Below are 23273 nucleotides of genomic sequence, written 5' to 3' on the forward strand. Positions count from 1 at the left end.
GACCGGCCGCGGCGACGGCGCCTGGTCGGATGTCGCTACTGCAGTGCCATCGGGCCGTGCACGGCACGCTGCTGGCGGGTGGCGACCGGTCCGATCGCGCCGAGCTGCACGCGCGTGATGTGGGCGAGCCGCTCGAGGTCGTCGACCTCGTGCCGCTTCGCGGCGTGCACGACGATGGCCGCGCACGCCTCGGCGTCGGCGAGGGCGTCATGGTGCGAGAAGTCCTCGAAGCCGGCGGCCATCGCCGCCACCGGCAGTCGGTAGGACTCGAGGTGATAGGTCTTGCGTGCGACCTGCAGGCTGCACAGGGAGCGGAAGTCGGGCACCTCGAGGCCCACCGCGACCGACGTCTTGGCGATGACCGCCATGTCGAAGCCCGCGTTGTGGGCCACGAGCACGTCGCCCTCGGCGAACTCGCGCAGCAGGGGCAGATGGTCGGCCCACCCGGGTGCATCCGCCACCATCTCGGGCGTGATGCCGTGGATGCGGATGTTCCACTCCGAGAACTCGTTGTGCGGGAACGGCGGCCGGATGTAGCGGTGCACGCGGTCGACGACCCTGCCGTCGCGTACCTTCACCAGCCCGACGCTGCAGGCCGACGCGCTCGACGAGTTGGCGGTTTCGAAGTCGATCGCGGTGAAGTCCACTGGCACGCGAGCATCGTCGCACGCGGCTCCGACACGGCCGGGCGCGTCGTCGGGCGCGTCGGCGATCGGTGCGGAAACGGGTTGACGGATGCCGCGGGCAGGGCGTGGAATGGCTGCGGGAGCGCCGCTACGGCGACGCGCCGCGAGGTGAGGAGACCGGATGACCGAGCTGCCCGCACCGGTGCGCGAGGCCTTCGCCGCCACCAACGAGGGCGATCTCGCCCGCTTCATCGCGGCCTTCGCCGAGGACGGCGTCATCGACGACTGGGGACGCGAGTTCCACGGACACGAGGAGATCGCGGGCTGGAGCCGCCGCGAGTCGATCGGCGTGCAGCAGACGTTCTCGGTCACCGACGTGCGCGTGGGGGACGGCGAGGTCGTGGTGATCGCCGACGTCGGTGGTGGCGGGTTCAACGGCCCCTCGACGTTCACGTTCCGGCTCGCGCCCGACGGCGCCACCATCGAACGCATGGCGATCACGGCATGAACGACGCACCGGCCACCGCATCGCCGGACGAGCCCGGCCTCGTCGCCGACCCGTCCGACCCCGAGACGGCGAAGAGCGCCCGCTCGTTCGGGGTCGCGGCATCCGTGTACCACCAGGCCAGGCCCGGCTACCCGGTCGAGGCGATCGCCTGGCTCGTCGGTGACGGCGTGCGGGTGCTCGACCTCGGCGCCGGCACCGGCAAGCTCACCGAGGCCCTCGTGGCGCTCGACCTCGATGTGATCGCCGTCGACCCGGTCGAGGAGATGCTCGAGGAGCTCGAGGTCGCCGTGCCGGGCGTGCCGCGGATCCTCGGCACGGCGGAGGACATCCCGCTCGAGGAGTCGTCGGTCGACGCGGTGCTCGCCGGTCAGGCGTGGCACTGGTTCCAGCCCGATCGTGCCATCCCCGAGATCGCGCGCGTACTGCGGCCCGGGGGCGTGCTGGGGCTCGTCTGGAACAGTCGCGACATCCGTGCCGACTGGCTGCGGCAGGCGGGCGAGATCATGCACGAGCGCCACGACGCGAGCGCCACGTTCGAGAGCTACGTGAAGATCGGCCCGCCGTTCGGCGAGATCGAGGAGCACACCGTCGAGTGGAGCGAGCGGATGTCGCGCGGGCGGTTCCTCAACCTCGTGCGGTCGCGCAGCTACTTCATCACGGCCACCGCGTCGGAGCAGGCTGCGACGATCGCCGCCCTGGAGACACTGCTCGACACGCACCCCGACGTGGCCGGCGCCGAGGAGCTCGCCGTGCCCTACGTCACGCGCTGCTTCCGGGCCCGGCTCGACTGAACGGCTCGACGGGGTCCCCGACCCGCCGCCCGCCTCAGCCCTCCAGGAGGTCCGCGGTCGCACGCAGGATCGCGACCACAGCAGCCGTCTGGCGGTCGGATGCCGCGATGCGCGCCGGCGCGGCCGCCTTGTCGTCGAGTTGCGCGTCGGGGGCGCCGGGTCCGCCGGGACCCGCACCGACCGACGCGCTCGTCGTTCCGAGCAGGATGCGACCGCCGAGCACCTCCTCGCCGTGGAACTCCGGCGTCTGCCTGCGGTTCGCGCCGAACACCTCCACGACCGAGCGCACGAAGTCCCGGTTCGACACGCTGCCGACGCCGGACTCGAGCAGCGGCAGCGCGGCACGGGTGAAGTCGCCCTGCCCGCCCGACTCCCAGGCCACCTCCGTCGCCCTGCAGGCGCTGAAGAGCACCTCCCTCCGAACCCCCGCGTTCCGCGGCGCGGTCGGCGTGACGATCTCCGACCCCAGCACGCTTGCGATCGCGGCGTCGCGCACCGCGTCGGGCTTCGCCGACGCCGCGGCGAGGCCGCGGTCGGCCTTGTACGCCTCCTCGTCGGCGCGGGTCAGTTCGACGGCGCGGGGGCGGGCGTCGCCGACAGGCGTCAGGTCGAGGCGCGGCGCCCGGTTCGCCGAGCCGGAGTGGCAGCTGTCGAAGAACGCCGTGAGGTTCACGCCCTCGGGAATGACGTCCCAGATGCGTGCGAGGTCGTCGTCGATGATGAGGCGTCCCTGCTTGCGGAAGTCCACCGGGCAGAGAGCCTCGTCCTTGGCGACGTCGCCGTCCTCCTCGTCGGCGTCGAGGTCGGGCACGAAGGTGCCGTGCCCCGAGTACTGCACGGCGAGCACGTCGCCCGGTGCTGAACCGCTCACGAGTTCGAGGATGCCGCGGAGGATCGCGTCGCGGGCGGCAGCGGCATCCGTGAGTTCGGTCACGTCGAACCCCGTGTCGCGCAGGGCCTCCGCCCACGCGTGGGCGTCGGCCACCGCCCCCTGCAGGCGATCGCCCTCGTCGGGGTAGGCGTCGACGCCGATGCACAGCGCCCGGCGCGCACCGCCGATCGCGGCTCCTCCGTCGGGCGCCCCTCCACCGATGGATCTGGTTCCACCGGCTCCCGTCGGCGGCAGGTCCTCGTACTCCGGCCAGGGCGCCACGGTGCGGCCGTGTCCCTTCGGGAATGCCGTGATGTCGGTGACGCCCGCCACGCGACGCGCGACGCTCTGCATCGTCGGTGCGTCGTCGTCGAAGTCGCCGTGGGAGGTCGCCGCGCTCGCCGCCCGCACGCCCACCGCATTCGGCGCGAGCACGAGGTCGCCGTCGGCGGATGCCCCGACGAAGAACTCGGCGAGCTCGGCGTCGCGGGTGAGGAACTTGGCCATGCCGAGGATCGGGGTCGCCTTCTGCGGCTCGAACGACGCCGACACCAGGTAGAGCAGCGACTTGTTGTAGATACGCAGGCAGGTGTCGGCGCGCTCGGCTTCGTCGTCCATCGTGAAGATCGCGAGCCGCTCGATCTTGCCGCTCCTCGCGTGCGGCATGAGCAGCCTCGAGAAGGTGTCGACGCGCACCGCGGGCGCGAGGAGGCTGAGCGACGCGATCGCGGGGACATCCGCCTCGAGCGCCGCAGGCAGCAGGTGCGAGTGGAAGATCGAGCCGGCGCTGTGGCCGACGGCGTGCACCTCCACCTCGCCGGGGTGATCGGTCATCCACTTCCCGAGGGCGCGTACGAAGTACTGGCCGCCGCCGCCCTTCACGGCTGCCGCGGCGGCGTCGACCTTCATGTCGTTCCAGATGCCCCCGCCGCCGAGGAGCCGCGCCGCGACCTCGAGGAACGAGTCCTTCGCCTCGTCCACCCAGCCGCGGCGTCCGCCGGATGCCCAGCGGCGCAGCGCATCCCAGAGCGCCGTGCCGAGGCCGGTCTCCCAGACGAAATGGATCGGGTAGACGCCGTTCTCCTTCCACCAGGCGATCTGCTGCTCGGCGATGCCGAAGCCCGCCTCCTTGTCGACCAGGCCGCCGTGTGCGTAGAGCACGATCGGCACGGGGCCGGGCGCGTGGTCGGCGACGAACGCGGGCAGGTGGGTCGCGAAGATGGCGTCGACGTCGGCGGCCGTCGTGCGGAACTCGCCGACGCTCCGCGGGTCGGAGGGCGCCCCGGTCGCGAGCTTGCCGTCCCCGAGGGCGATGACGTGCGGCCGGAGGTCGGCGAGCGCTCCGGCCGAGAGCGTCGGCCCCCCGCGCGACGCCGCGGTGGTCGTGGTCGGCGGCGGCGGGGGAGCGGAGGGGCTCGGCGGGCGTACGGCGTTCATGATGGCGGTCCTTCCGGGATCGGCTGGTCGAGGTGGATGTGCGCGTACGGATGCGCGTACACGGCGTAGGCGAGCTCCGAGAGGTCGGCATCGGCTCTCGCGGCGAGTCGGGCGGCGCGCGCGGCGTCGGCGATCGTCGCGTCGTCGTCGGCGAGCGCGAGGTAGAACGCTTCCACGAACGTCGAGGCGGGGTCGTCGCCGACCGCCCAGGAGCATCCGACGAACGCGGCGGCGCCGCCGCGCAGGAAGGCCTCGGGGAACCCGCCGAGCGAGGCCGGCGCCGACGGGAGGCGGCCGATGTCGCACGCGTTCAGGAAGACGAACGGCCCGGTAGCTGCGGCATCCGTCGCCCCTCGGTCGGGCAGGTCGCGACGCAGCTCGCCGTCGGAGTATCGGGCCGACGGCACGTCCTCGGCCTCGCGGAACGCCGAGAGCAGGAGCTCCTGCGTCGGCGACGCCCCCTCGCTCCAGCGGCCGTGGCCGGCGAAGTGGAGCAGGTCGAAGCCGTCGTGCATGAGGCCGGCGATGCCGTCGGCGTCGTCGGGATCGATCGACTTCGCGGCGAACCGGTGCTCGAGGAAGCGCCGTTCCTCCGTGGTGTGGGTGAGCCGCAGGTGCTGCTCGGCGTAGTCGGGACACACGAAGCGCACGCGCTCGGGCGCCACGCGCAGGTCGGTCGGATGCGCCGTGTCGTAGACCCAGCGGGTGAGCCCGTAGGAGCTGAGGAAGCGGGGGCGGCCGTCGTCGGCCACGCCGAGGGGCGGTAGGAGGTGCACGATCTCCCAGGGCACGTCGAGTTCGCCCGAGGTCTGCACGATGAGGCCGTCGAGGCCGTCGGGCTCGGCGTTCCAGAGGAGCTCGAGCACCTCGGTGCTGAAGAGGCTTCTGGCCAGGCCCATGCCGAGCGAGCGCAGGCGCCGCAGGCCGTACCTCGCGCGTTCGTCGCGATCGAGGAGGTCGCCGAGCTCCGATCGGAGGCCGGCGATGCGCCGGTAGGTGCGGGAGATGAATGCCGCCTTGTCGGCGAGGTGGATCGTGCACTCGCGCGCCTCGCCTCCGACCGACACGCGGATGCGCAGGGTCGAGTCCGTGCCGACGATCGACTCGTCGACGCGGATGCTCGGGAGCACGACGAGGTCGGGGTCAGGCTCGACGACGTCGGCGGTCACCTCCGCGGGAAGCGGCTCGGTCGGGGTGCCGACGGCGACGATCTCGGCGGTGAGCCGCAGGGTGGCGAGCGGCAGGTCGGCGTCCTGCCGCACGACGAGCGACACCTCGCCGTTGCCGGGGAGCGGCGCGACCAGCCGGAAGCGGTGCTCGGCGACCTCGTGCGCCGAACGCGGCAGGCGTGTGACGATCGTCTCTGGTTGGTCGCCGACGAGGCGGAACCCGCGCAGGGCGATGGTCACCGTGAGGTCGCGTTCGGCATCGACCTTTATCGACTGCACCGTATGGCTGGTTCCGGCGGATGCTTCGAGCCGGCGTCGGCTCAGGCGCAGCCTCACGTCGAACTCGGCGTCCACGGCGACGCGCCTGGGCATCTCGGCGTGCACGTGCGCGACGGCGCGGCGGTCGGGTGCGGGAAACGACGGCGCCGGAGAGGGCGGCGGTGGTGGCGCGGCCGACCGCGTCACCGGGGCCGGGAGGGGCGCGCCCTCCTCGGGCGGCGCTGCCTCGAGCGCCGGCTCCGCCTCGCGCGGCTCCTCGGGCGCAGACGCCTCGAGTCCGGCTCGCGCGGCGTCGTACCGCCGGGCGAGCTCCTCGGCCTCAGCCTCGGTCGCGCACTCCACGACCACGGCGAGTGCGCTCCGGGCTTCGAGCCGGAACGGCAGCACCACCTCGAGCGCGTCGGGGTCTTCGCCCATCGGGCGGAACGTGCACAGGAGGCCGTCGAGCTGCACGAACACGACCACGCGCCTGGGGTCGACGTCGTCGGCGATGGCCAGCACGAGCACCGGAGCCGCGCCACCCGTGCCGATGAGCACCGCCCGGGCCAGTTCGCGCCCCGACGACGGCGGCGTCCAGCCGGTGGCATCCGGCGCGCCGATCACGCGCACCGCGCCGCGCGCACCGAGGATCGCCGACGCGGGCGTCATCGCCCGGCCCTCCGCCCGCGGCATCCGCGCGCTCGCCTGCACCTGGCGGACATGGCCGCCTCCCCATCGAGTGCCACCGTCGCCCGAGCGAATCAGAGCGACGCTCAACATCCTCTGGCCGCAGCATACGACCGCGGCGACGGCGCCCGCCAGCGTGGCCGGCGCAGTAAGGGTGGTCCCGGATGCCGCGCAGGGAGCGCCCTGAGCAGGCCCGGCGGGTCGCGCTCGACCAGTGCCGGCCACCACCCGCCTGCCCCCGGCATCCGTCGTCCGACCGCCCGTCGCAACCACGTACGCTGGGCTGGTGAATCGCGGCCGGGTGTACTTCTTCCTGGCGCTCGCGAACCTGTTCTGGGCTGGCAACTACGTGTTCGGCGAGATGGTGACGCGTGAGATCTCGCCGATCTCGCTCACGTTCTTCCGCTGGGTGTTCGCGTTCCTGCCGCTGCTCGCGATCGCGCGGCTCATCGAGCGGCCGAACTGGCGCACGGCGCTGCGCGAGTGGAGACTGCACCTGCTGCAGTCGCTGCTCGGACTCACCGGGTACACGCTGCTGCTGTACGCCGCCCTCGGCCTCACCGGCGCGGTGAACGCGGCCGTGATCAGCGCCATCAACCCGGCGACGATCGCGCTCGGCGCGGCGATCTTCCTGCACGAGCGCCTGAATCGCGTGCAGGCGCTCGGCCTCGTCGTCGCGTTCGTCGGCGTGACCGTCGTGCTCACGGGCGGCGATCTGCCGCTGCTGGTCGAGCAGGGCTTCGGGGTCGGTGACCTGCTCGTGATCGGGTCGGTGCTCGCGTGGACCGTGTACTCGCTGATCTCGCGGCGGCTCGTGACGCCGCCGATCACCGCCACCTCGGTGCAGGCGGTGTTCGCCGTGGTCACGATGCTGCCGCTGATCGCCGTCACCGGCGTCTCCCTGCCGACGACCGCGGGCGGCGCCACCGGGCTCGCGTACATCGTGATCTTCCCATCGATGGCGGGCTACGCGCTCTGGAACATCGGCGCCTCGAGGGTCGGCCCCTCGCGCGCCGGGATCTTCCTCAACCTGCTGCCCGTGTTCGTCGTGGTCATCGCGCTCCCGTTCGGCGCGACCCTCGAGCTGCCCGCCGTCATCGGCGGCACCCTCGTGATCGCGGGCGTCTACCTGACCCTGCACGTGCGGCGGTCGAGGCTGGGCCCGGCGGATGCCGCGACCGACCGGCCGGTACGATAGACCCCCGTGGCTCTCACTATCGGCATCGTCGGCCTGCCCAACGTCGGCAAGTCAACCCTGTTCAACGCACTCACCAAGAACCAGGTGCTCGCGGCGAACTACCCATTCGCGACGATCGAACCGAACATCGGCGTGGTGAGCCTTCCCGACCCGCGGCTCGAGACGCTCGCCGGCATCTTCGGCTCCGAGCGCATCCTTCCCGCCACGGTGTCGTTCGTCGACATCGCCGGCATCGTGCGCGGCGCGTCGGAAGGCGAGGGACTCGGCAACAAGTTCCTGGCGAACATCCGCGAGGCCGACGCCATCGCACAGGTCGTGCGTGGGTTCGACGACGCGGATGTCGTGCACGTCGAGGGCACGATCGACCCGAAGGCCGACCTGGAGACCATCAACACCGAGTTGATCCTCGCCGACCTCGAGACCCTCGAGCGCGCCATCCCGCGCTTCGAGAAGGAGGTCAAGGGCAAGAAGCTCGCGCCCGAGGTGCTCGCCGCCGCGAAGGAGGCGCAGGAGCTGCTGCAGAAGGGCACGCCGCTGTCGGCGGCATCCGTCGACCTCGGGCCGGTCAAGGAGCTCGGCCTGCTGACCGCGAAGCCGTTCATCTACGTCTTCAACGTCGATGAGGCGACGCTCACGGATGCCGCGCGCAAGGCCGAGCTCGCGGCGCTCGTCGCGCCCGCAGAGGCCGTCTTCCTCGACGCCAAGATCGAGTCGGAGCTCATCGACCTCGACCCCGCGGATGCCGCGGAGCTGCTCGCGTCGACCGGACAGGACGAGTCGGGCCTCGACCAGCTCGCCCGCATCGGGTTCGACACGCTCGGCCTGCAGACCTACCTCACCGCCGGCCCGAAGGAGTCGCGCGCGTGGACGATCCACAAGGGCTGGAAGGCCCCGCAGGCCGCGGGCGTCATCCACACGGACTTCGAGCGCGGCTTCATCAAGGCCGAGGTCATCTCGTTCGCCGACCTCGTGGCGACCGGCTCGGTGGCCGAGGCGCGTGCCAAGGGCAAGGCCCGCATGGAGGGCAAGGACTACGTCATGCACGACGGCGACGTGGTCGAGTTCCGCTTCAACGTCTGACGATCCCGACGTTCGCGCCCCGCCACTCTACGAATCGAGTCGACCCATGATCACCGTGCATCTCCGCTATGAGATCGACGCCGACAAGCTCGCGGACTTCCACGAGTACGGGCGACGGTGGATCCACTTGGTCAACCGGTTGGGTGGCGTGCATCACGGCTACTTCCTGCCGAGCGAGGGCGACAGCGATGAGGCCTTCGCCCTCTTCACCTTCCCGTCGCTCGCCGAGTACGAGCGGTACCGGCTCGCGGCGGTCGATGATCCCGAGTGCCTCGAGGCCTACCGCTTCGCCGCGGAGACGAAGTGCATCCGACGATACGAGCGGCGCTTCCTCTCGCCGGTGTTCGACTGACCGTCGGGCCCGCGGGATTCAGGCGACCTGCGTGCCAGGGGCGGGCCCTGATCCGACCCGGGTGAGGCGCACCCGGCTGATCGCATCGGGCGCGGCGGTGAATCGACCGGCCCGCCCGTCTTCGGTGACGTAGGTGACCCGGATGCCGCGACCGATCCGCGCGAGCTTCGTGATCTCGTACGCCCGACCGGAGGCGCTGAGGAGCGTGTCTCCGACCGCGAGCTGTCGGGTCTGTCGTAGTTCGATCGCCTCCATGATGAGAGTGTCTCAGGAACCACCGACATTCGGATGGCGACCGGTTCACGTCACATCACGAAAGGGTGGGGCGTGCGATGCTGGGGACATGCCAGAGTCACCTGAGGTGCAGGCGCTCGTCGACGATCTCGGCACGAGGCTGACGGGCCGCGAGATCCGCGACGTCGATGTCGTCGAGTTCCGTGTGACCAAGACGCGCGCCCGACCGCTCGCGACCCTCACGGGGGAGCGCGTGACAAGCGCAGCGAGACGCGGCAAGCACCTCGATCTCGCCGCCGGCACGTCGCAGCATCTCGTCGTGACGCTCGGTCGGCACGGCTGGGCGCGGTACCGCGGCGCCGACGGCCAAGGTTCCGACGGGCAAGGTTCCGAAGGGGATGCGGGCGACGCCCCGCCGACGCTCGTCGCCTTCACGTTCGACGACGGCAGGGTCCTCGAGCTCACGGATGCCGGCGATTGGGTGTCGCTCGGCTGCTGGGTCGTCGACGACCCGGCCGAGGTGCCCGCCGTCGCGAAGCTCGGTCCCGATCCCGCCCATCCCGACTTCTCGCGCGCTGAGTTCGACCGCGTCGTCGTCGGGCGACGGAAGCAGGTGAAGGCGGTGCTCCAGGAGCAGGAGTCGCTGGCCGGTATCGGCAACGCCTACTCCGACGAGATCCTGCATGCGGCGAAGATCTCGCCGCTCGCGCATGCCGCGTCGCTGACGTCGGCCGAGCTCGGCAGGCTGTTCGACGCCACGGTGCGCGTCGTCTCAGAGGCGATCGACGCGCAGCGGGGTGTGCCGATCGACCAGCTCAAGGCGGCGAAGGTCGCCGCCATGCGGGTGCACGGGCGGGCAGGCGAAGCATGTCCTGTGTGCGGCGACACGATCTGCGACTTCTCGTTCGCAAGCACGACCGCACAGTACTGCCCGACGTGCCAGACCCGGGGTGAACGGCTGCCCCTACGGCCGGCGTAGCGGCCGGCGTCGTCGCCGCTCAGATTCGTTCATGAAAAAAGCTCAGAACCCTCTTGCAAACCTCGCGGATCGGCGTACGCTAGTGGGCACCACCGGAGGAGCTCCGGCCTAGAAAGGTCCCGACGAGTCGACAGACGCCGAGACCTTTCGCATTGCCCGGACGCGTTTCGCAGGCCGTGCCCAGGGGGTTTCCGGCACTCGCGCCCGGTGCGGCGACCCGCGAGGAGTGCCGCACCGAAGCCGCGATCGCCTCCGTCAAGGTGAGCCCAATGGCCCCGTCCCCGTGCCGTCGGGCACGGTCGTGACGTCCACGAGCTCCTCGCGCCCGCTGCCACCCGACACATCGAGCGTCAGGACCGGTCCGATGCCGGGCGCGTAGAACTTCAGCTCCGCGACATCCGGCTCGAGCGGGTTCGTGTCGCGCGTGAGCAGTGCGCTCTCGAAGCGCCCGTACGGCACCTCGACGAGCTCCTCGACGCTCAGCACGGCACCGTTGTCCTCGGCCTCGCCGGCGTAGTACTCCTGCCGGTAGCTCATGCCCGGCTCGGGGTCGGCGGGGAGCGCGATGCCAGGCAGGGCGCCGTCGACGCCGGCCTCGAACGAGCCTTCGCGCGAGACGATCTCGCCGTTCTCGAACTCCGCGGTGTCCTCCCCGAGGTACCAGATCGCACCGGCGGCATCCTGCGCGTACCAGTCGAACGTGTCCTCGATGATCTCGCCGTCGCGGTACACCGTGTCGCGCACGACCCGCGCCTCGATGCCGTTCGCGATGGTCTTCGTCTCACTGGTGACGATGACGTCGACCGTGAGCTCGCCGCCCTCGGGGTCGAACTCGACGTACGACCATCGCGTGCGCGGTTCCATGGGCCAGTACGGATTGTCGATCTCGGTGGTGAACTCGGCGGGGTCGAGCGAGACCGGGTCGTCGCTCTGCGGCAGCGACGACGACGCGGGTACGCCTGCCGTGCACGCCGACAGCGCGAACACGCATGCAGCGCAAGGGGCGAGGATGCGAAGCATCCGTCCGTGGATCGTCGACATCGGGGGCCTCGATTCGCGCGATCTGAGCGCCGCGCCTTTCCTCCACGATGCACCGGCCTCAGCCACCGCGCCACCGACGTTCAGCGGCGCTTCAGCCGCACTCAGCGTGGCTTCAGTACGGAAGCGCGTTCAACGAGACGCGCGGAAGTGTCGGGTCGCTCCGTCAACGTGTTCGACGTCGTGCCGCGCGTTCGGCGAGCTTCGCGTCGAGCGCCTGCTCGTCGGCGAGGAACCAGATCTGGTCGCCGTGGTTCGACTCCCATACGAAGTCCCGCAGGGCGTTGCTCTCGGCGAGGTGCTCCGTGATGTCGCCGATCACCGCGAGCCGGAGCCGGTAGTTCACGAGCTTCTGCGTGATCTCGCCGGCGATGCCCGTGTTGAGGCGGAAGAACTCGGGGTCGAGCCGCTCGACCGGCACCGCAATGAGGTTCGCGTGGTGCGACCACGCAGTGCCGACGAGGTCGGAGGCGTCATCGGGTGTCGAGATGGGCTCCCCATCGGTCTCGATATGCAGGATCCGGATGTCACTGGCGTCGTCAATGAACATGGCTCCGACCTTAGCGCCGCGCGGGCTTCTGGCGCTGCCCCCGACGCGATGTCGGCTCAGCTGGGAGCGTCGAGGCAGGTGACCTGGTTGATCCAGCCGTAGCCGTAGTCGTCGTTGCCGAAGACCACGATCGTGGCCTCGTTGCCGAGCACGTCCTGCTTCTCGATCGTCTCGAGGTGCTCTGGGAACATCGCGTCCGCATCATTTCCGAAGCCGAGCTGTATCTGCAGTGTGTCGCAGTCGGCCTCGGTGAACAGAGCCGATTGCCAACAGCCCTGTTCGTGTTCGGCGGGGCACTCGGCGCCGTAACGGTCGTCGGCATAGAACTCGATCGCCGCCGGAAAGGCGAACAGCGTTTCTCCGGACTGGAATCGCTCCACGGCGGGGTCGCCGGACTCCCCGGCCGACGGGCCCTCGACCTCGGACTCGATGGCGTCGCGTGCCATCGTCGCAGCCGTCGTCGCGAGGTTGATCGCACCGATGGTCGCGAAGGTCACGAGCGCGACGAGCACCGTCGCGCCGGCCACGATGCCGATGATCGCCCCGCGCGAGAGTCGACGCCGGCGTGCCGGTGCCACGGCATCCGTCACCGGAGCGGGCTGCGTCCTCGCCTGGGCGAGGAGTGCTTCGCGAGCCGCCGCGAGTGTCTGCGCCCACTCCTCCGCTCGGCGACGTTCTGTGGCATCGAGGTACCGCGACGGATGCTTCGCCAGGGACTCGCCCTCATAGGCGCGCTCGACGAGTTCGACGGTCAGGGGGCATCGGAGAAGATGCGCAGCACGCGCCGCGCCGTGATCGGGTCCACACGCTGATCGTAAGGGCGCGTGGCACGCTTGGGTAGCTACGGGCAATGCGTCGGGCGGCGGGTGACCCGAACCGGTGCTGATGTCCGCCGTGGGTGAGAGCATGGACGGGTGCCCGAGTTGCCCGAGGTCGACGCGCTGGTGGGATTCCTCCGCGAGCGTGCGGTCGGCCATGGCGTGGCAGCCGCGACGGTCGCCGCGATCTCGGCGCTGAAGACGTTCGACCCGCCGCTGCAGGGGCTCGTCGGGCGCACGATCGACGGGGCGTCGCGGCACGGCAAGTTCGTCGACCTCCAGGTCGGCGGCCTGCACCTCGTGTTCCACCTCGCCAGAGCCGGGTGGTTGCGGTGGTACGACCAGCTGCCCAAGACCGTCATCAGGCCGGGCAAGTCGCCCATCGCGCTCAGGGTGCGCCTCGACGACGGCGCCGGCTTCGACCTCACGGAGGCGGGCACCAAGAAGTCCCTCGCGGTGTACGTCGTCCGCGACCCGTCGGAGGTGCCCGGCATCGCACGGCTCGGCCCCGATCCGACGGCGCCCGACTTCACGCTCGACGACTTCGCGGGCATCCTCGCGGGGCGGCGCACGCAGATCAAGGGGCTGCTGCGCGACCAGTCCGTGTTCGCGGGAGTCGGCAACGCCTACTCCGACGAGATCCTGCACAACGCGCGGATGTCGCCATACGCGCTCGCCGCCAAGCTCAAGCCCGACGACGTCGAGCGGCTCTACCATGCGTTGCGCGACACCCTCTCCGAGGCGATCGCGGCAACAGCCGGCCACCCGCCCGACGAGCTCAAGGACTCCAAGCGCACTCGCATGCAGGTGCACGGCCGCACCGGCCAGGTGTGCCCCGTGTGCGGCGACATCGTGCGCGAGGTGATCTTCGCCGACTCCACGTTCCAGTACTGCCCCACCTGCCAGACGGGCGGCAAGCCGCTTGCCGACCGGGTGCTGTCACGGCTGTTGAAATAGCAAGGACGGCGATGTCGGATGCCGCTGCCAGACTGGTCGCGATGATCGACGAACTCCGCACCGACCGCCTCCTGCTCACCCCGCTCACGCTCGACCACGTCGACGACTACTTCCGCGTGTACGGCGATCCGCGCACGTGGGAGCACCTGCCGACCGGGCGGCACGCCAGCCGCGGCGAGTCGGCACGTGCGATCGAGCGTTCGATGGAGTCCCGCCGGGTGCACGGCTTCGGCCACTGCGCCGTCGTGCTGCGCGAACCCGTCGGCGACCTCGCGCCAGGCGCCTTCCTCGGGTCGGCTGGGGCGGCGATGCTGCCGTTCGACGCGTGGAATCTCGGCTACCGCCTGGCGCCCGAGGCCTGGGGTCACGGGCTCGCGGGCGAGGCCGCGCAGATCTCGCTCGGGGCCGCGCGTGAAGCCCGTCCCGAGATCCCCGTGACCGCGCGGGTGCTCGCCAACAACCTCGCGTCGATCCGCGTGCTCGAGCGCCTCGACCTCCAACTCGTCTGGCAGGGTGCATCCGGGGCGGCGCCGGCGGGTCCTGATGACACCACGCACCTCGAGCGACTCGTCTTCAGCGACCGGCCGCTCGACGACGAGACGCTCGAGGCGGTCATCGCGCTCGGCTGACTCTCGCCATCGGCGCGGTGGCCCGGCAGACTCGAGGCATGGGATTCTCCGAGACCGACCTCGTCCACCTTCGGCGCGCAGTCGAGCTCGCGCGAGAGGCAGCCGACGGCGGCGACGGCCCGTTCGGCTCGGTGCTCGTCGATGCGGCCGGCGTCGAGCGGTTCGCCGGCCGCAATCGGGAGGCGAGCACCGGCGACCCGACGCGGCATCCCGAGTTCGAGATCGCTCGCTGGGCTGTGACGCATCTCGCGCCCGCGGAGCGCGCCGCTGCCACCGTGTACACGTCGGGTGAGCACTGCCCCATGTGCTCGGCGGCGCACGCCTGGGTGGGACTCGGGCGCATCGTGTACGTGGCGAGCTCCGCGCAGATCGCCGCGTGGAGGGGGGCCATGGGTGCGCCCGCGTCGCCCGTCGCTGCGCTGCCCATCGCCGAAGTCGCGCCCGGGCTCGACGTCGAGGGCCCCGTCGACGAGCTCGTCGACGAGGTGCGCTTGCTCATCCGGCGAGCCGTGTCCACGGGCTGAGCCGCTCACCGCCGGGTCGCGAGCGGGTGGCGGAGTTCCCTCCACCACCCGGTCGCAGGGTTCGGGCTAGACGTGCCTGCCCGCCTCGGTATCGCGGCGTTCCGTCGCCGGGTCGACGCCGTACTCGCGGCTCGCGAGGTCCCGCTCGTCGGTCGCCCGGGCGTGATCGGCCTTGGTCACGACATCTGGGTCCACCGTATCGGCCTTCTGCAGCCGCTCGTCGGTCTCTGCGCGCAGGTGCTGCGCGTCGGCCTGATGCGCCGCGCTCTCGCGCGTGAGCCGTTCCGACTCGAGTTGCGCCTGCATCGCGTCGGCCTCGGCCTGCTTCGCGGCGGCGGCGGCACGCGCCGCGTCCGCCTCACGCTCGCGGCGCGCGACATCCGACTCGTAGGCGTTCTGGCGGAGTTCGGCCGCCTTCCGGCGCTCGGACTCGAGCTGCGCCTCACGGCGCCTCCGGCTCGTCAGCAGCACGGCGGCCACGATCGCGATGACGACGATGATGCCGACGATGATCCAGATGATGGTGCTGGTCTCCACAGGGAACCGCCTCCTCGGGTCGGGTGCGACTCAGCCAACACGCCCGGAACGGATGACGGCAATGCCTTGCCAAACCGAACGGAGTGCGGCATCATGCGCCTGCCATGCCCGCGCCGAGCGGCGCCGATGCCACCTCCTGGCCTGCGAGCACGTCGTCAAGCAGGCGCTCGAGCGTGGCGAGGCCGTCGGGGGAGGTCACCGACTCGAGGTGTCCCTGCACGGATGCCACGCCCGCAGCGCGCATCGCGTGCACGACGCCGGTGCCGGCATCCGCGGCCACCTCCAGCCCGAGGCGCGGCGTCGTCGATCCCGCAGGCGCGAGCGCCGAGAACGTGTTGTAGAACCCGATCGCCGCGCGTTCGCCGAACACGTCGACCTCGAGCTGCACGCCCTGTCGCGGCGTCGGCAGCGGGGCGATCGGCAGGCCCGCGACATCCGCCAGCACCTGGTGGCTGAGGCAGACGGCGAGCATCGGGCGTCCAGACGCCAGCCGTGCCGCGATGAGCTCCCGCAGGCGGGCGACGCGCGGGTCGGCCGCATTGCGCGGATCGCCGGGGCCCGGGCCGAACACGACGAGGTCCTCGGATGCCTCGTCGGGCGCAGCATTCCATGGGACGACGCGGGCGTCGATGCCGAGGTGCCGCAGTTGGTGCGCGAGCATCGTGGTGAAGTCGTCGCCCGCATCGATCACGATGGCGCTCGCGTGCCGCGACGAGCGGGCCGCCTGCGGCGACCGCCAGAACGCGGCGAGCCGGTCGTTGCGCGCGGCGAGCAGCGAGTCGAGGTGGACGGCGTCGACGTGGCGCTCGGGAGCGGTCGCCCGCGGCAGCGCCCCGAGCGCGGTGAGCACACCGGCTGCCTTCGCGCGGGTCTCGGCGACCTCGCCCGCAGGATCCGAGTGCCGCACGAGCGTCGCGCCCACAGGCACGCGCACCCGCCCGGCAGCGTCGAGGTAGGCCGTACGGATGAGGATCGGCGCGTCCAGGTCGACTCCGCCGGCGCGCGGCGTGAAACGGGCGAGCACCCCTCCGTAGTAACCCCGCGGCGTCGTCTCGTGCCGGGCGATCACCGCGCACGCGTTCCCAATCGGCGACCCCGTCACCGTGGGGGCGAACATCGTGTGACGCAGCACCTCGCGAGGGTCGAGTGTCGAGCGGCCCTCGAGCAGGTACTCGGTGTGGGTGAGCCGCGACATCCGCTTCAGGAACGGGCCGCGGATGCGCCCGCCGTCGGGGCAGACGGCGCTCATCATCTTGAGCTCCTCGTCGACGACCATCACGAGCTCCTCGCGCTCCTTCACGTCGTCGAGGAACGCGAGCAACGCGGCGTCGTCGCGACCCGCCTCGCCGTGGCGGAACGTGCCGCTGATCGGGTTCATCGACACCACCCCGTCGATCGACGAGACGTGGCGCTCGGGCGTGGCTCCGGCCGCCGCGAGCCCGGGCGTGCCGAGGGCGAACGTCCAGTACGCCCCGGACTCGTGCTCGAGGAGCTCCCGCATCCATCCCAGCACCGCCGCGGCGGGCGCGGCATCCGTGGAGCCCGTGAACTCGCGTCGGATCACGAAGTTGGCGCCCTCGCCCCGTCCGATCTCCTCCTCGATGACCCGGCGCACGATGCCGGCGTACTCGTCGTCGCTCACGTCGACGTCGAGGTCGCCGACGACCACGGGATGCCGCGGCAGCAGCCGCAGGGCCTCGTCGACGGGCACGGACTCGCGGTCGCGCACCACGAGGCACCGGATCGGCGCGTCGTCGTCGTGGGCGTCGAAGCCGCGCTCCCGCACCTGCCGGAACGGCACGAGCGCGAGTACCTCGGCATCGCCGAGCGGGATGTCTGCCAGTCGGTCGACGTCGACGACGTCGCCGACGAGGACGTCGAGGGTGGGCTCGCGCTCGCGGTGGATCACGGCGAACGCCGGGGTCTGGTGCGCGGTGAGGAGCGAGGAAAGCAGGCGGGTCATGTCGGTCTCCGGTCGGGCCCTCGGCCGGCATCCCGCTGCAAACGCGAAACGACCGCCCTCGGGCGGTCGTCGTGCGTCGAAACGCGTGGAGTCCGCCTAGGAGGCGGGCCACCAGGTGCGGATCGACGCGGTCATGTCGAGCACTCTAGGGCATGCGGTCGCGGAGCGCACGCCGGATGCCGCGCGGCTACGATGCGAGGATGCCTCCAGCCGCGCATCCCGACCCCGCCCTGGTCGCGCGCCTGCGCGCCGCGGGGTGCGTGTTCGCGGAGGAGGAGGCGTCGCTTCTCGCGACCGCCGTGGAGGGCACGCCGGATGCCGCGGCCGACCTCGAGCGCCTCGTCGTCCGCCGTGTCGCGGGGGAGCCGCTCGAGCAGGTGCTCGGATGGGCGGAGTTCGCGGGACTCCGGATCCTCCTCGAGCCCGGCGTCTTCGTACCGCGCCGCCGCACCGAGTTGCTGGCGGCCGAGGCGACCCGCCTTGCGCAGGCCGTGGCCGACGACGGGCGAGTGCCGGTCGTGGTCGACCTGTGCTGCGGTGCCGGCGCCATCGGCGCAGCGGTCGCCGCCGCCGTCGGACGCATCGAGCTCGTCGCCGCCGATGTCGACCCCGCCGCGGTCGTCGCCGCACGACGGAACCTCGAACCGCTCGGCGCCCGTGTCGTCGCGGGCGACCTGTTCGATGCGCTGCCGGACGACATGAGGGGACGGGTCGACGTGCTCGCGGTGAATGCGCCCTACGTGCCCTCCGCCGAGATCGCGATGATGCCGCCCGAGGCGCGCGACCATGAGGCACGCGTCGCACTGGATGGCGGGGCGGACGGGCTCGACGTGCACCGGCGCGTCGCGGCATCCGCCGCGGACTGGCTCGCGCCAGGAGGTCACCTCCTCATCGAGACGAGCCGTGGCCACTCGCCCGTCACGGCGGAGCTCGTGATCGCGGGCGGCCTCGACGCGCGCATCGTGCGCGACGACGAGCTCGCCGCCACGGTCGTCATCGGCCGACGCTGAGTGGTGCGGCCGCCGCGCCGGGTCACGCCGTCGGTCGCCGTCGCGGTCAGGGGGCGTCCTCTGCGGTCCGGCCCGACCGCGCCGCCTCGAGGATCGACTGCACCTCGGCGTCCGAGGTCTGGGTGAAGTTCAGGTAGTACATGCCGACCGCCATGAAGCCCGGCGGCGCCGACAGGCACACGACCTCGTCGACCTCCCGCATCGCCGCGAGTTCGGCGAGGCTGTCCGGCGCGCCGACCGGCATCGCGAGCACCACGGATGCCGCGCCGAGCTCCCGCGCCACGAGGGCCGCAACGCGGGCGGTCGCACCCGTGGCGACCCCGTCGTCGACGATGACGGCCGTGCGCCCTCTCAGGTCGATCGGAGGTGCGTCGCCGCGGAACCGGCGGACCCGCGCTTCGAGCTCTGTGCGCTCACGTCGCTCCACGGCCTCGAGGTCCTTTGCGTGCACGCCGCCGAACCTCAGCACGTCGTCGTTCAGCACGCGCGCACCTCGCTCGCCGATGGCGCCCATCGCGACCTCGGGCTGGCGGGGGAGCCCGAGCTTGCGCACCACGAGTACGTCGAGCGGCGCGTCGAGGGCCCGAGCGACTTCGGCCGCCACGGGCACGCCGCCGCGCGGCAGTCCGAGCACGACGGGGTGTTCGAGCTCGCGGCCCGCGAACGCCCGCGCGAGCCGCCGGCCCGCGTCGCGTCGATCGGTGAAGTATTCCATCTCCCTTGATGCCCCTGGGCGGTTGACGTTCGCGCCGCCCCTTTCTCGATAGTCAGAGACCGTCGACGAGTGCCGATCGGAGTGGTCCGCTGAGCCGCTGCGGCACGTCGACCTCCACCGCGAGACCCTGCAGGGCTCTCCCGAGATACACCCGCGCTGAGGCGGCGATCGTGATGTCGACGATCTCCCGGTCGCTGAACCCGGCGTTGCGCAGGCGAAGCGTATCGGCATCCGTCATCCTCGACGCATCGCGCCCCACCTGCTCGGCGAAGCGCATCATCGCGACCTCCGCGTCGCTGAGGCCGGCATCGGTGTAGTCGCGGGCGATGCGTTCCAACTGCGCCTCGTCGAACAGTGCGAGCGACTTCAGGCCGTGCGCGAGCCGGCAGTGCTTGGATCCTGTGCCACGCGCCGCGGCGAGGGTCACGAGCTCGTAGCGTCGTGCCCCGAGCGGCTCCGCCACCGAGCCGATGAGGTCCTCGAACGCACGGTAGGCGGCGGGGTTCATCGCCATCGCCTTCGTGTGCGGTGGCACGTAGCCGAGCGATGCACGGTCGTCGTCGTAGAAGTCGGCGACGTCCCCGGTGGCCTCGTCCTCGCGGATGGTTCGGATGATCGTCATGGCACCCCCATCTCGCACGTGCTCGGGTGCTTTCATGCTGACACGACGACGTGCGCGATGCCAGCCCTGTCGAAAGGGCGGTCGAGCTCGGTGGGGTCGTGCGGTGGGGCGACGGGGGCCGGCCGGCGGTGATAGCGCGCGGCATCCGCATCGTCAACCCCTGTATTCCGCCGACTCAGCCACCTAGCGTGGAGGCTCCAAGGCCAAGGGCAAGGCCAAGGGCGGGGCAGCGGGTCGGATGACTGGGGGTCATCCGACCCGCGTTCTCTCGATCCCGAGCGAAATTCGCCTACGTGAACTCGTCGCCTACACTGATGGAATCCATCCCCCTGAACGGGGGAACTCGTTCAGCACCAGAGGGATTCGGCGGCACCTCGTCGTCCGTCGGGCTTGGAGATTCCGTGGGGCGTCACATCGTCAAGGCCCCGGCGAAGAAGCCGGGCCGCGCGCTCATCCTTTCCATCATCGCCGCATTCGCCGTCGTCGGCATCGTCGCAACGGGAGTGTTCCTCTGGGTCGGCGGGCACCTCGACCCGCTCTTCGCTGTCGCCGACTCGGGCTGCGCCGACAGCGAGCAACTCGTCGTCATCGCCGACACGTCCATCGCCCCCGCCCTGGCCGACATCGCGGAGGACTTCGACGCGGCATCCGAGACCTGCGTCGAGACCACGGTGAAGCCGCAGGACTCCGCCGACACCGCCGCGGTGCTCGCGTCGGGCGGCATCGAGGCCGACGCCTGGGTTCCCGAGTCCGGCGTGTGGCTCGACCGCATGACGGCGACGGCGGCATCCCTCGGGCAGACCCCGCCGAAGGTCGAGGTCGGTGAGCCGATCGCGTCGACCCCCGTCGTCTTCGCCGCCGCCGCGACGAATGCCGCGGCCATCGCCAGCGAACCCGTCACCTGGTCGCGCGTGCTCGGGGGCGCGCTTCCGACGATCCTGCCGGACCCCGAGGCGTCATCGGCGAGCCTCGCCGGCCTCCTCGCGCTCCGCGGGCACTCCTCACCCGACGACCCGCGCCAGTTCGCGGGTGCGATGATCGAGCTCGGCAAGACCATTCCCGCCTCGACGAGCGCGGCGTTCGGCGCCCTCGCCGCCGCTACGCAGCCGAGCGTCGTGATCACGAGCGAGGCGCAGGTAGCCGCCTACAACCTCGACGATCCTGCGGAGACGCTGGTCGCCGCCTACCCCGCTGATGGGACCGTGTTCGTCGACTACCCGTTCGTTCGGCTTCCGGTGCGCACCGATACCGGCGACGATGAGGGCGAGGGCGCCAGCGCGGACCGTGTCGCCGAGTCCGCCGCCGAGCGAGCCGATCTGCTCACCGCGTTCGCGGCGGCCGCGCGGGGTGCCACCGATCGCCTCGCGGTCGACGGGTTCCGCGCGGGGGACGGCTCGGGCACGCTCGAGGTGCCGGGTCTCGCAGCCGAGGCGCCTGCGGCGGTGGCCGACCTCGACAGTGCCGCCCAGCTCGAGATCCTCCGCGCCTGGGCGGTGCTGACCCTGCGCTCGCGGATGCTCGCGGTCATCGACGTGTCGGGCTCGATGGAGGAACCCGCCGAGAACGGGCTGCGGCGCATCGACATCTTCCAGCAGGCCGCCATCGCCGCGATGGAGAAGTTCTCCGGCGAGGTGGAGATGGGCGTCTGGGTGTTCTCGACCACCCGCAACGGCGACCTCGACTACGAGGACCTGTCGCCCATCGCCCCGCTCGCGGATCTCGCGCACAAGCAGGAGATCGCGGGCATCATCCAGTCGCTGCCGGCGAGGCTCGGCGGCGCCACGGGCCTCTACGACACCACGCTCGCCGCCGTGCAGCGGGTGCGCGAGTCGTACGACCCCGCCAAGGTCAACTCCGTGCTGCTCATCACCGACGGCAGGAACGAGGACGAGAACGGCATCGACCTCGACACACTGCTCGCCGAGCTCGGCAAGATGGACGACCCCACGAAGCCTGTGCCCGTCATCATGATCGGGTTCGGCCCCGACACCGACCTCGCCGCGATGCAGCGCATCGCCCAGGCCACGAAGGGCGCCGCGTACTCCGCGTCGAGGCCGGAGGACCTCAGCACCGTGCTGGTCGACGCGCTGTCGCAGCGCGCCTGCCGGCCGAACTGCGGCTGATCACGAGGGGCGTCAGTGCGCGGCGGGTGCGCCCTCCATCATGTCGGCGGGCTTGCGCACGAAGAAGGCGCCGACGATCGCCGTGAGCGACAGGATCGCACCGACGAGGAACGCCGAGCGGATGCCCGACGCCTGCGCGGCCTCCGCCGACGCGCCGGCTACAGCCATGGACGCCGTGCCCGCGGCCATCACGGTGACGAACAGCGCCGTGCCCGCGGCTCCGGCGACCTGCTGCACCGTGCCGACGATGGCCGAGCCGTGCGAGTAGAACCGCGGCTCGACCGACCCGAGCGCCGCCGTGAACAGCGGCGTGAACATGAATGCGAGAGCGATCGACAGGGCGACGTGGGCGGCGAGCAGCAGCCACGGCGAGGTCTGCTCGGTGACCATCGTGAGCGACCAGAGCACCACGCTCACGAGGATGCTGCCGGGCACGAGCAGCGGCCTCGGCCCGAACCGGTCGAACAGCCGGCCGACCGTCGGCCCGAGCAGTCCCATGATGAGTCCACCGGGGAGGAGCAGGAGGCCGGTGAGCAGCGGCTCGAGGTGCAGCACGTTCTGGAGGTAGATCGGAAGCAGGATGATCGTGCCGAACAGTGCCGCCATCATGACGACCATGAGCCCGACCGAGATCGCGAAGTTGCTCGAGTGGAACGTGCGCAGGTCGAGGAGCGCCCGATCGCGTCGCTGCAGCCGGAGCTGTCGCCAGATGAAGGCGCCGATGCCGACGGCGCCGACGCCGAGCGAGATCCACATCGCGGCCGGGTTCTCGAGGCCGCTCACGACCCCGCCCACGAGGCTGAGTCCGTAGACGAGTCCGCCGAAGCCGAACGCCGAGAGGATCACCGAGAACACGTCGATGGGGATCACCCGTGGCTCGCTCACGTTCTCGACGCGCCGGATGCCGATGATGAGCATCGTGAGCGCGATCGGCAGCACGAGCCAGAACATGTAGCGCCAGGACAAGTAGCTCAGGATGAGACCCGAGATCGTCGGACCGATCGCGGGGGCGACCGAGATCACGGTCGACACGCGACCCATGAACCGGCCGCGGTCGGCCGCGGCGACGAGCGTCATGAGGGTGGTCATGAGCAGCGGCATCATGATCGCCGTGCCGCTCGCCTGCACCACGCGAGCGAACAGGAGCACCTCGAAGCCGGGTGCGAGCGCTGCGATGAGCGTGCCGGTGGAGAAGAGGCTCATCGCGGCGATGAAGATCGGCCGGGTGGCGAACCGCTGCAGCAGGAAGCCCGTGATGGGGATCACGACGGCCATCGTGAGCATGAAGGCGGTCGTGAGCCACTGCGCCGCCGAGATCGTGATGTGGAGGTCGGTGACGAGGTGGGGGATCGCGACCGCCATGATCGTCTCGTTCAGGATGACGACGAACGCCGACGCGAGCAGCAGCCATATGACGCGCGAGTTGCGCGCACCGTGCAGGGCCTCGGCATCGGTGTGGAGGGCGTGGGTCTCGAGGGCGGGCTCGCCGAGTGCGGCGGGCTCGCCCTGGGCCAGGTCAGGTACGGCGCGTTCGGTCACGGAAAAGCATCCAATCGATGTCGGCGCAGAGCGGCGCCGGGGGTTTGCGTCGAATGTG

Annotated in this window: 23 protein-coding genes; 11 read left to right on the top strand and 12 right to left on the bottom strand. The window is 71.2% G+C overall.

The genetic code is table 11. The features are described from left to right. Positions 1-35 precede the first annotated feature (35 nt). On the bottom strand, positions 36-653 hold the full coding sequence (locus ASG80_RS20215) for an exonuclease domain-containing protein (protein WP_056734111.1): 618 nt from the start codon (positions 651-653) through the stop codon (positions 36-38). Positions 654-807: 154 nt separating this feature from the next. Between ASG80_RS20215 and ASG80_RS20220 the strand changes: the two genes are divergently transcribed. After that, on the top strand, positions 808-1134 hold the full coding sequence (locus ASG80_RS20220; RefSeq protein ID WP_056734113.1) for a nuclear transport factor 2 family protein: 327 nt from the start codon (positions 808-810) through the stop codon (positions 1132-1134). After that, complete coding sequence (locus ASG80_RS20225) at positions 1131-1925, top strand: class I SAM-dependent methyltransferase (RefSeq protein ID WP_082590778.1); 795 nt, start codon at positions 1131-1133, stop codon at positions 1923-1925. The genes ASG80_RS20220 and ASG80_RS20225 overlap by 4 nt, the downstream gene beginning before the upstream one ends. A 34-nt stretch (positions 1926-1959) precedes the next feature. On the opposite strand, the gene ASG80_RS20230 is transcribed toward ASG80_RS20225, so the two are convergent. Both ASG80_RS20230 and ASG80_RS20235 read right to left on the bottom strand, forming a co-directional pair. Continuing rightward, on the bottom strand, positions 1960-4233 hold the full coding sequence (locus ASG80_RS20230) for a caspase family protein (RefSeq protein WP_056734115.1): 2274 nt from the start codon (positions 4231-4233) through the stop codon (positions 1960-1962). Then, positions 4230-6329, bottom strand: coding sequence for a CHAT domain-containing protein (locus ASG80_RS20235; protein WP_156401984.1), 2100 nt, complete (start codon positions 6327-6329; stop codon positions 4230-4232). Before ASG80_RS20235 ends, ASG80_RS20230 begins: the two co-directional genes overlap by 4 nt. A 304-nt stretch (positions 6330-6633) precedes the next feature. Between ASG80_RS20235 and ASG80_RS20240 the strand changes: the two genes are divergently transcribed. The 3 genes from ASG80_RS20240 to ASG80_RS20250 are packed head-to-tail and all read left to right on the top strand — an operon-like array spanning position 6634 to position 8977. Then, positions 6634-7545, top strand: coding sequence for a DMT family transporter (locus tag ASG80_RS20240; protein WP_056734120.1), 912 nt, complete (start codon positions 6634-6636; stop codon positions 7543-7545). Between the two features lie 6 nt (positions 7546-7551). Then, positions 7552-8625: a redox-regulated ATPase YchF gene (ychF, locus tag ASG80_RS20245; RefSeq protein ID WP_056734122.1), complete on the top strand. Its 1074-nt coding sequence runs from the start codon at positions 7552-7554 to the stop codon at positions 8623-8625. A 46-nt stretch (positions 8626-8671) separates the two neighbouring features. Next, positions 8672-8977, top strand: a complete 306-nt coding sequence (locus tag ASG80_RS20250) for an NIPSNAP family protein (RefSeq protein WP_056734124.1) — start codon at positions 8672-8674, stop codon at positions 8975-8977. An 18-nt stretch (positions 8978-8995) separates the two neighbouring features. Here the strand turns inward: ASG80_RS20250 and ASG80_RS20255 are convergent, their stop codons facing one another. After that, on the bottom strand, positions 8996-9232 hold the full coding sequence (locus ASG80_RS20255) for a hypothetical protein (protein ID WP_056734126.1): 237 nt from the start codon (positions 9230-9232) through the stop codon (positions 8996-8998). Positions 9233-9320: 88 nt separating this feature from the next. Between ASG80_RS20255 and ASG80_RS20260 the strand changes: the two genes are divergently transcribed. Continuing rightward, positions 9321-10190 (top strand): DNA-formamidopyrimidine glycosylase family protein, encoded by an 870-nt coding sequence (locus ASG80_RS20260; RefSeq protein ID WP_056734128.1) that lies wholly within the window; start codon positions 9321-9323, stop codon positions 10188-10190. 255 nt (positions 10191-10445) lie between these two features. Here ASG80_RS20260 and ASG80_RS20265 read toward each other — a convergent pair whose 3' ends face one another. The 3 genes from ASG80_RS20265 to ASG80_RS20275 form a co-directional block, all read right to left on the bottom strand. Next, entirely contained in the window at positions 10446-11231 is a 786-nt protein-coding gene (locus tag ASG80_RS20265) for a hypothetical protein (protein ID WP_156401985.1), read from the bottom strand. A gap of 163 nt (positions 11232-11394) precedes the next feature. Further along, positions 11395-11778 carry a DUF4180 domain-containing protein gene (locus ASG80_RS20270; RefSeq protein ID WP_056734130.1) on the bottom strand — a complete coding sequence of 128 codons (384 nt, stop codon included), beginning with the start codon at positions 11776-11778 and terminating at the stop codon, positions 11395-11397. A gap of 56 nt (positions 11779-11834) precedes the next feature. Continuing rightward, positions 11835-12368, bottom strand: a complete 534-nt coding sequence (locus ASG80_RS20275; protein WP_056734132.1) for a hypothetical protein — start codon at positions 12366-12368, stop codon at positions 11835-11837. A 324-nt stretch (positions 12369-12692) separates the two neighbouring features. Here ASG80_RS20275 and ASG80_RS20280 point away from each other — a divergent pair, with 324 nt between their 5' ends. From ASG80_RS20280 to ASG80_RS20290, 3 genes are read left to right on the top strand one after another with little or no spacing between them, the layout of a single operon-like run. After that, positions 12693-13553 (top strand): Fpg/Nei family DNA glycosylase, encoded by an 861-nt coding sequence (locus ASG80_RS20280; RefSeq protein ID WP_056734134.1) that lies wholly within the window; start codon positions 12693-12695, stop codon positions 13551-13553. 41 nt (positions 13554-13594) lie between these two features. Next, complete coding sequence (locus ASG80_RS20285) at positions 13595-14182, top strand: GNAT family N-acetyltransferase (protein ID WP_162256663.1); 588 nt, start codon at positions 13595-13597, stop codon at positions 14180-14182. 38 nt (positions 14183-14220) lie between these two features. Further along, entirely contained in the window at positions 14221-14706 is a 486-nt protein-coding gene (locus ASG80_RS20290; protein ID WP_056734137.1) for a nucleoside deaminase, read from the top strand. Positions 14707-14772: 66 nt separating this feature from the next. Here ASG80_RS20290 and ASG80_RS20295 read toward each other — a convergent pair whose 3' ends face one another. Beyond that, a complete protein-coding gene (locus ASG80_RS20295; RefSeq protein WP_056734139.1) occupies positions 14773-15243 on the bottom strand; it encodes a hypothetical protein in 471 nt (156 codons plus the stop codon). Positions 15244-15334: 91 nt separating this feature from the next. After that, positions 15335-17206 carry an anthranilate synthase family protein gene (locus tag ASG80_RS20300; protein WP_056734142.1) on the bottom strand — a complete coding sequence of 624 codons (1872 nt, stop codon included), beginning with the start codon at positions 17204-17206 and terminating at the stop codon, positions 15335-15337. A gap of 200 nt (positions 17207-17406) precedes the next feature. On the opposite strand from ASG80_RS20300, the gene ASG80_RS20305 reads away from it, so the two are divergent. Next, on the top strand, positions 17407-18216 hold the full coding sequence (locus ASG80_RS20305) for a putative protein N(5)-glutamine methyltransferase (RefSeq protein WP_056734312.1): 810 nt from the start codon (positions 17407-17409) through the stop codon (positions 18214-18216). Between the two features lie 46 nt (positions 18217-18262). Here the strand turns inward: ASG80_RS20305 and ASG80_RS20310 are convergent, their stop codons facing one another. Together ASG80_RS20310 and ASG80_RS20315 are read right to left on the bottom strand one after the other, a co-directional pair. Further along, positions 18263-18931, bottom strand: coding sequence for a phosphoribosyltransferase (locus ASG80_RS20310; RefSeq protein WP_056734144.1), 669 nt, complete (start codon positions 18929-18931; stop codon positions 18263-18265). 52 nt (positions 18932-18983) lie between these two features. Then, a complete protein-coding gene (locus tag ASG80_RS20315; protein WP_056734147.1) occupies positions 18984-19553 on the bottom strand; it encodes a carboxymuconolactone decarboxylase family protein in 570 nt (189 codons plus the stop codon). A gap of 401 nt (positions 19554-19954) precedes the next feature. Here ASG80_RS20315 and ASG80_RS20320 point away from each other — a divergent pair, with 401 nt between their 5' ends. Then, positions 19955-21676 (top strand): substrate-binding domain-containing protein, encoded by a 1722-nt coding sequence (locus ASG80_RS20320; protein ID WP_056734148.1) that lies wholly within the window; start codon positions 19955-19957, stop codon positions 21674-21676. Between the two features lie 12 nt (positions 21677-21688). Here the strand turns inward: ASG80_RS20320 and ASG80_RS20325 are convergent, their stop codons facing one another. Next, positions 21689-23215, bottom strand: a complete 1527-nt coding sequence (locus ASG80_RS20325; protein ID WP_369816285.1) for a DHA2 family efflux MFS transporter permease subunit — start codon at positions 23213-23215, stop codon at positions 21689-21691. Between the last annotated feature and the right edge of the window lie 58 nt (positions 23216-23273).

Source organism: Agromyces sp. Soil535 (genome assembly GCF_001428255.1).
Classification (GTDB): Bacteria; Actinomycetota; Actinomycetes; order Actinomycetales; family Microbacteriaceae; genus Agromyces.

Excerpts from the sequence above, each read along its gene's own strand:
- ASG80_RS20220 (WP_056734113.1), top strand. The coding sequence starts at position 808 with ATGACCGAGCTGCCCGCACCGGTGCGCGAGGCCTTCGCCGCCACCAAC.
- ASG80_RS20225 (WP_082590778.1), top strand. The coding sequence starts at position 1,131 with ATGAACGACGCACCGGCCACCGCATCGCCGGACGAGCCCGGCCTCGTC.
- ASG80_RS20230 (WP_056734115.1), bottom strand. The coding sequence starts at position 4,233 with ATGAACGCCGTACGCCCGCCGAGCCCCTCCGCTCCCCCGCCGCCGCCG.
- ASG80_RS20235 (WP_156401984.1), bottom strand. The coding sequence starts at position 6,329 with ATGACGCCCGCGTCGGCGATCCTCGGTGCGCGCGGCGCGGTGCGCGTG.
- ASG80_RS20250 (WP_056734124.1), top strand. The coding sequence starts at position 8,672 with ATGATCACCGTGCATCTCCGCTATGAGATCGACGCCGACAAGCTCGCG.
- ASG80_RS20255 (WP_056734126.1), bottom strand. The coding sequence starts at position 9,232 with ATGGAGGCGATCGAACTACGACAGACCCGACAGCTCGCGGTCGGAGAC.
- ASG80_RS20260 (WP_056734128.1), top strand. The coding sequence starts at position 9,321 with ATGCCAGAGTCACCTGAGGTGCAGGCGCTCGTCGACGATCTCGGCACG.
- ASG80_RS20265 (WP_156401985.1), bottom strand. The coding sequence starts at position 11,231 with ATGTCGACGATCCACGGACGGATGCTTCGCATCCTCGCCCCTTGCGCT.
- ASG80_RS20270 (WP_056734130.1), bottom strand. The coding sequence starts at position 11,778 with ATGTTCATTGACGACGCCAGTGACATCCGGATCCTGCATATCGAGACC.
- ASG80_RS20285 (WP_162256663.1), top strand. The coding sequence starts at position 13,595 with ATGATCGACGAACTCCGCACCGACCGCCTCCTGCTCACCCCGCTCACG.
- ASG80_RS20290 (WP_056734137.1), top strand. The coding sequence starts at position 14,221 with ATGGGATTCTCCGAGACCGACCTCGTCCACCTTCGGCGCGCAGTCGAG.
- ASG80_RS20300 (WP_056734142.1), bottom strand. The coding sequence starts at position 17,206 with ATGACCCGCCTGCTTTCCTCGCTCCTCACCGCGCACCAGACCCCGGCG.
- ASG80_RS20305 (WP_056734312.1), top strand. The coding sequence starts at position 17,407 with ATGCCTCCAGCCGCGCATCCCGACCCCGCCCTGGTCGCGCGCCTGCGC.
- ASG80_RS20310 (WP_056734144.1), bottom strand. The coding sequence starts at position 18,931 with ATGGAATACTTCACCGATCGACGCGACGCGGGCCGGCGGCTCGCGCGG.
- ASG80_RS20315 (WP_056734147.1), bottom strand. The coding sequence starts at position 19,553 with ATGACGATCATCCGAACCATCCGCGAGGACGAGGCCACCGGGGACGTC.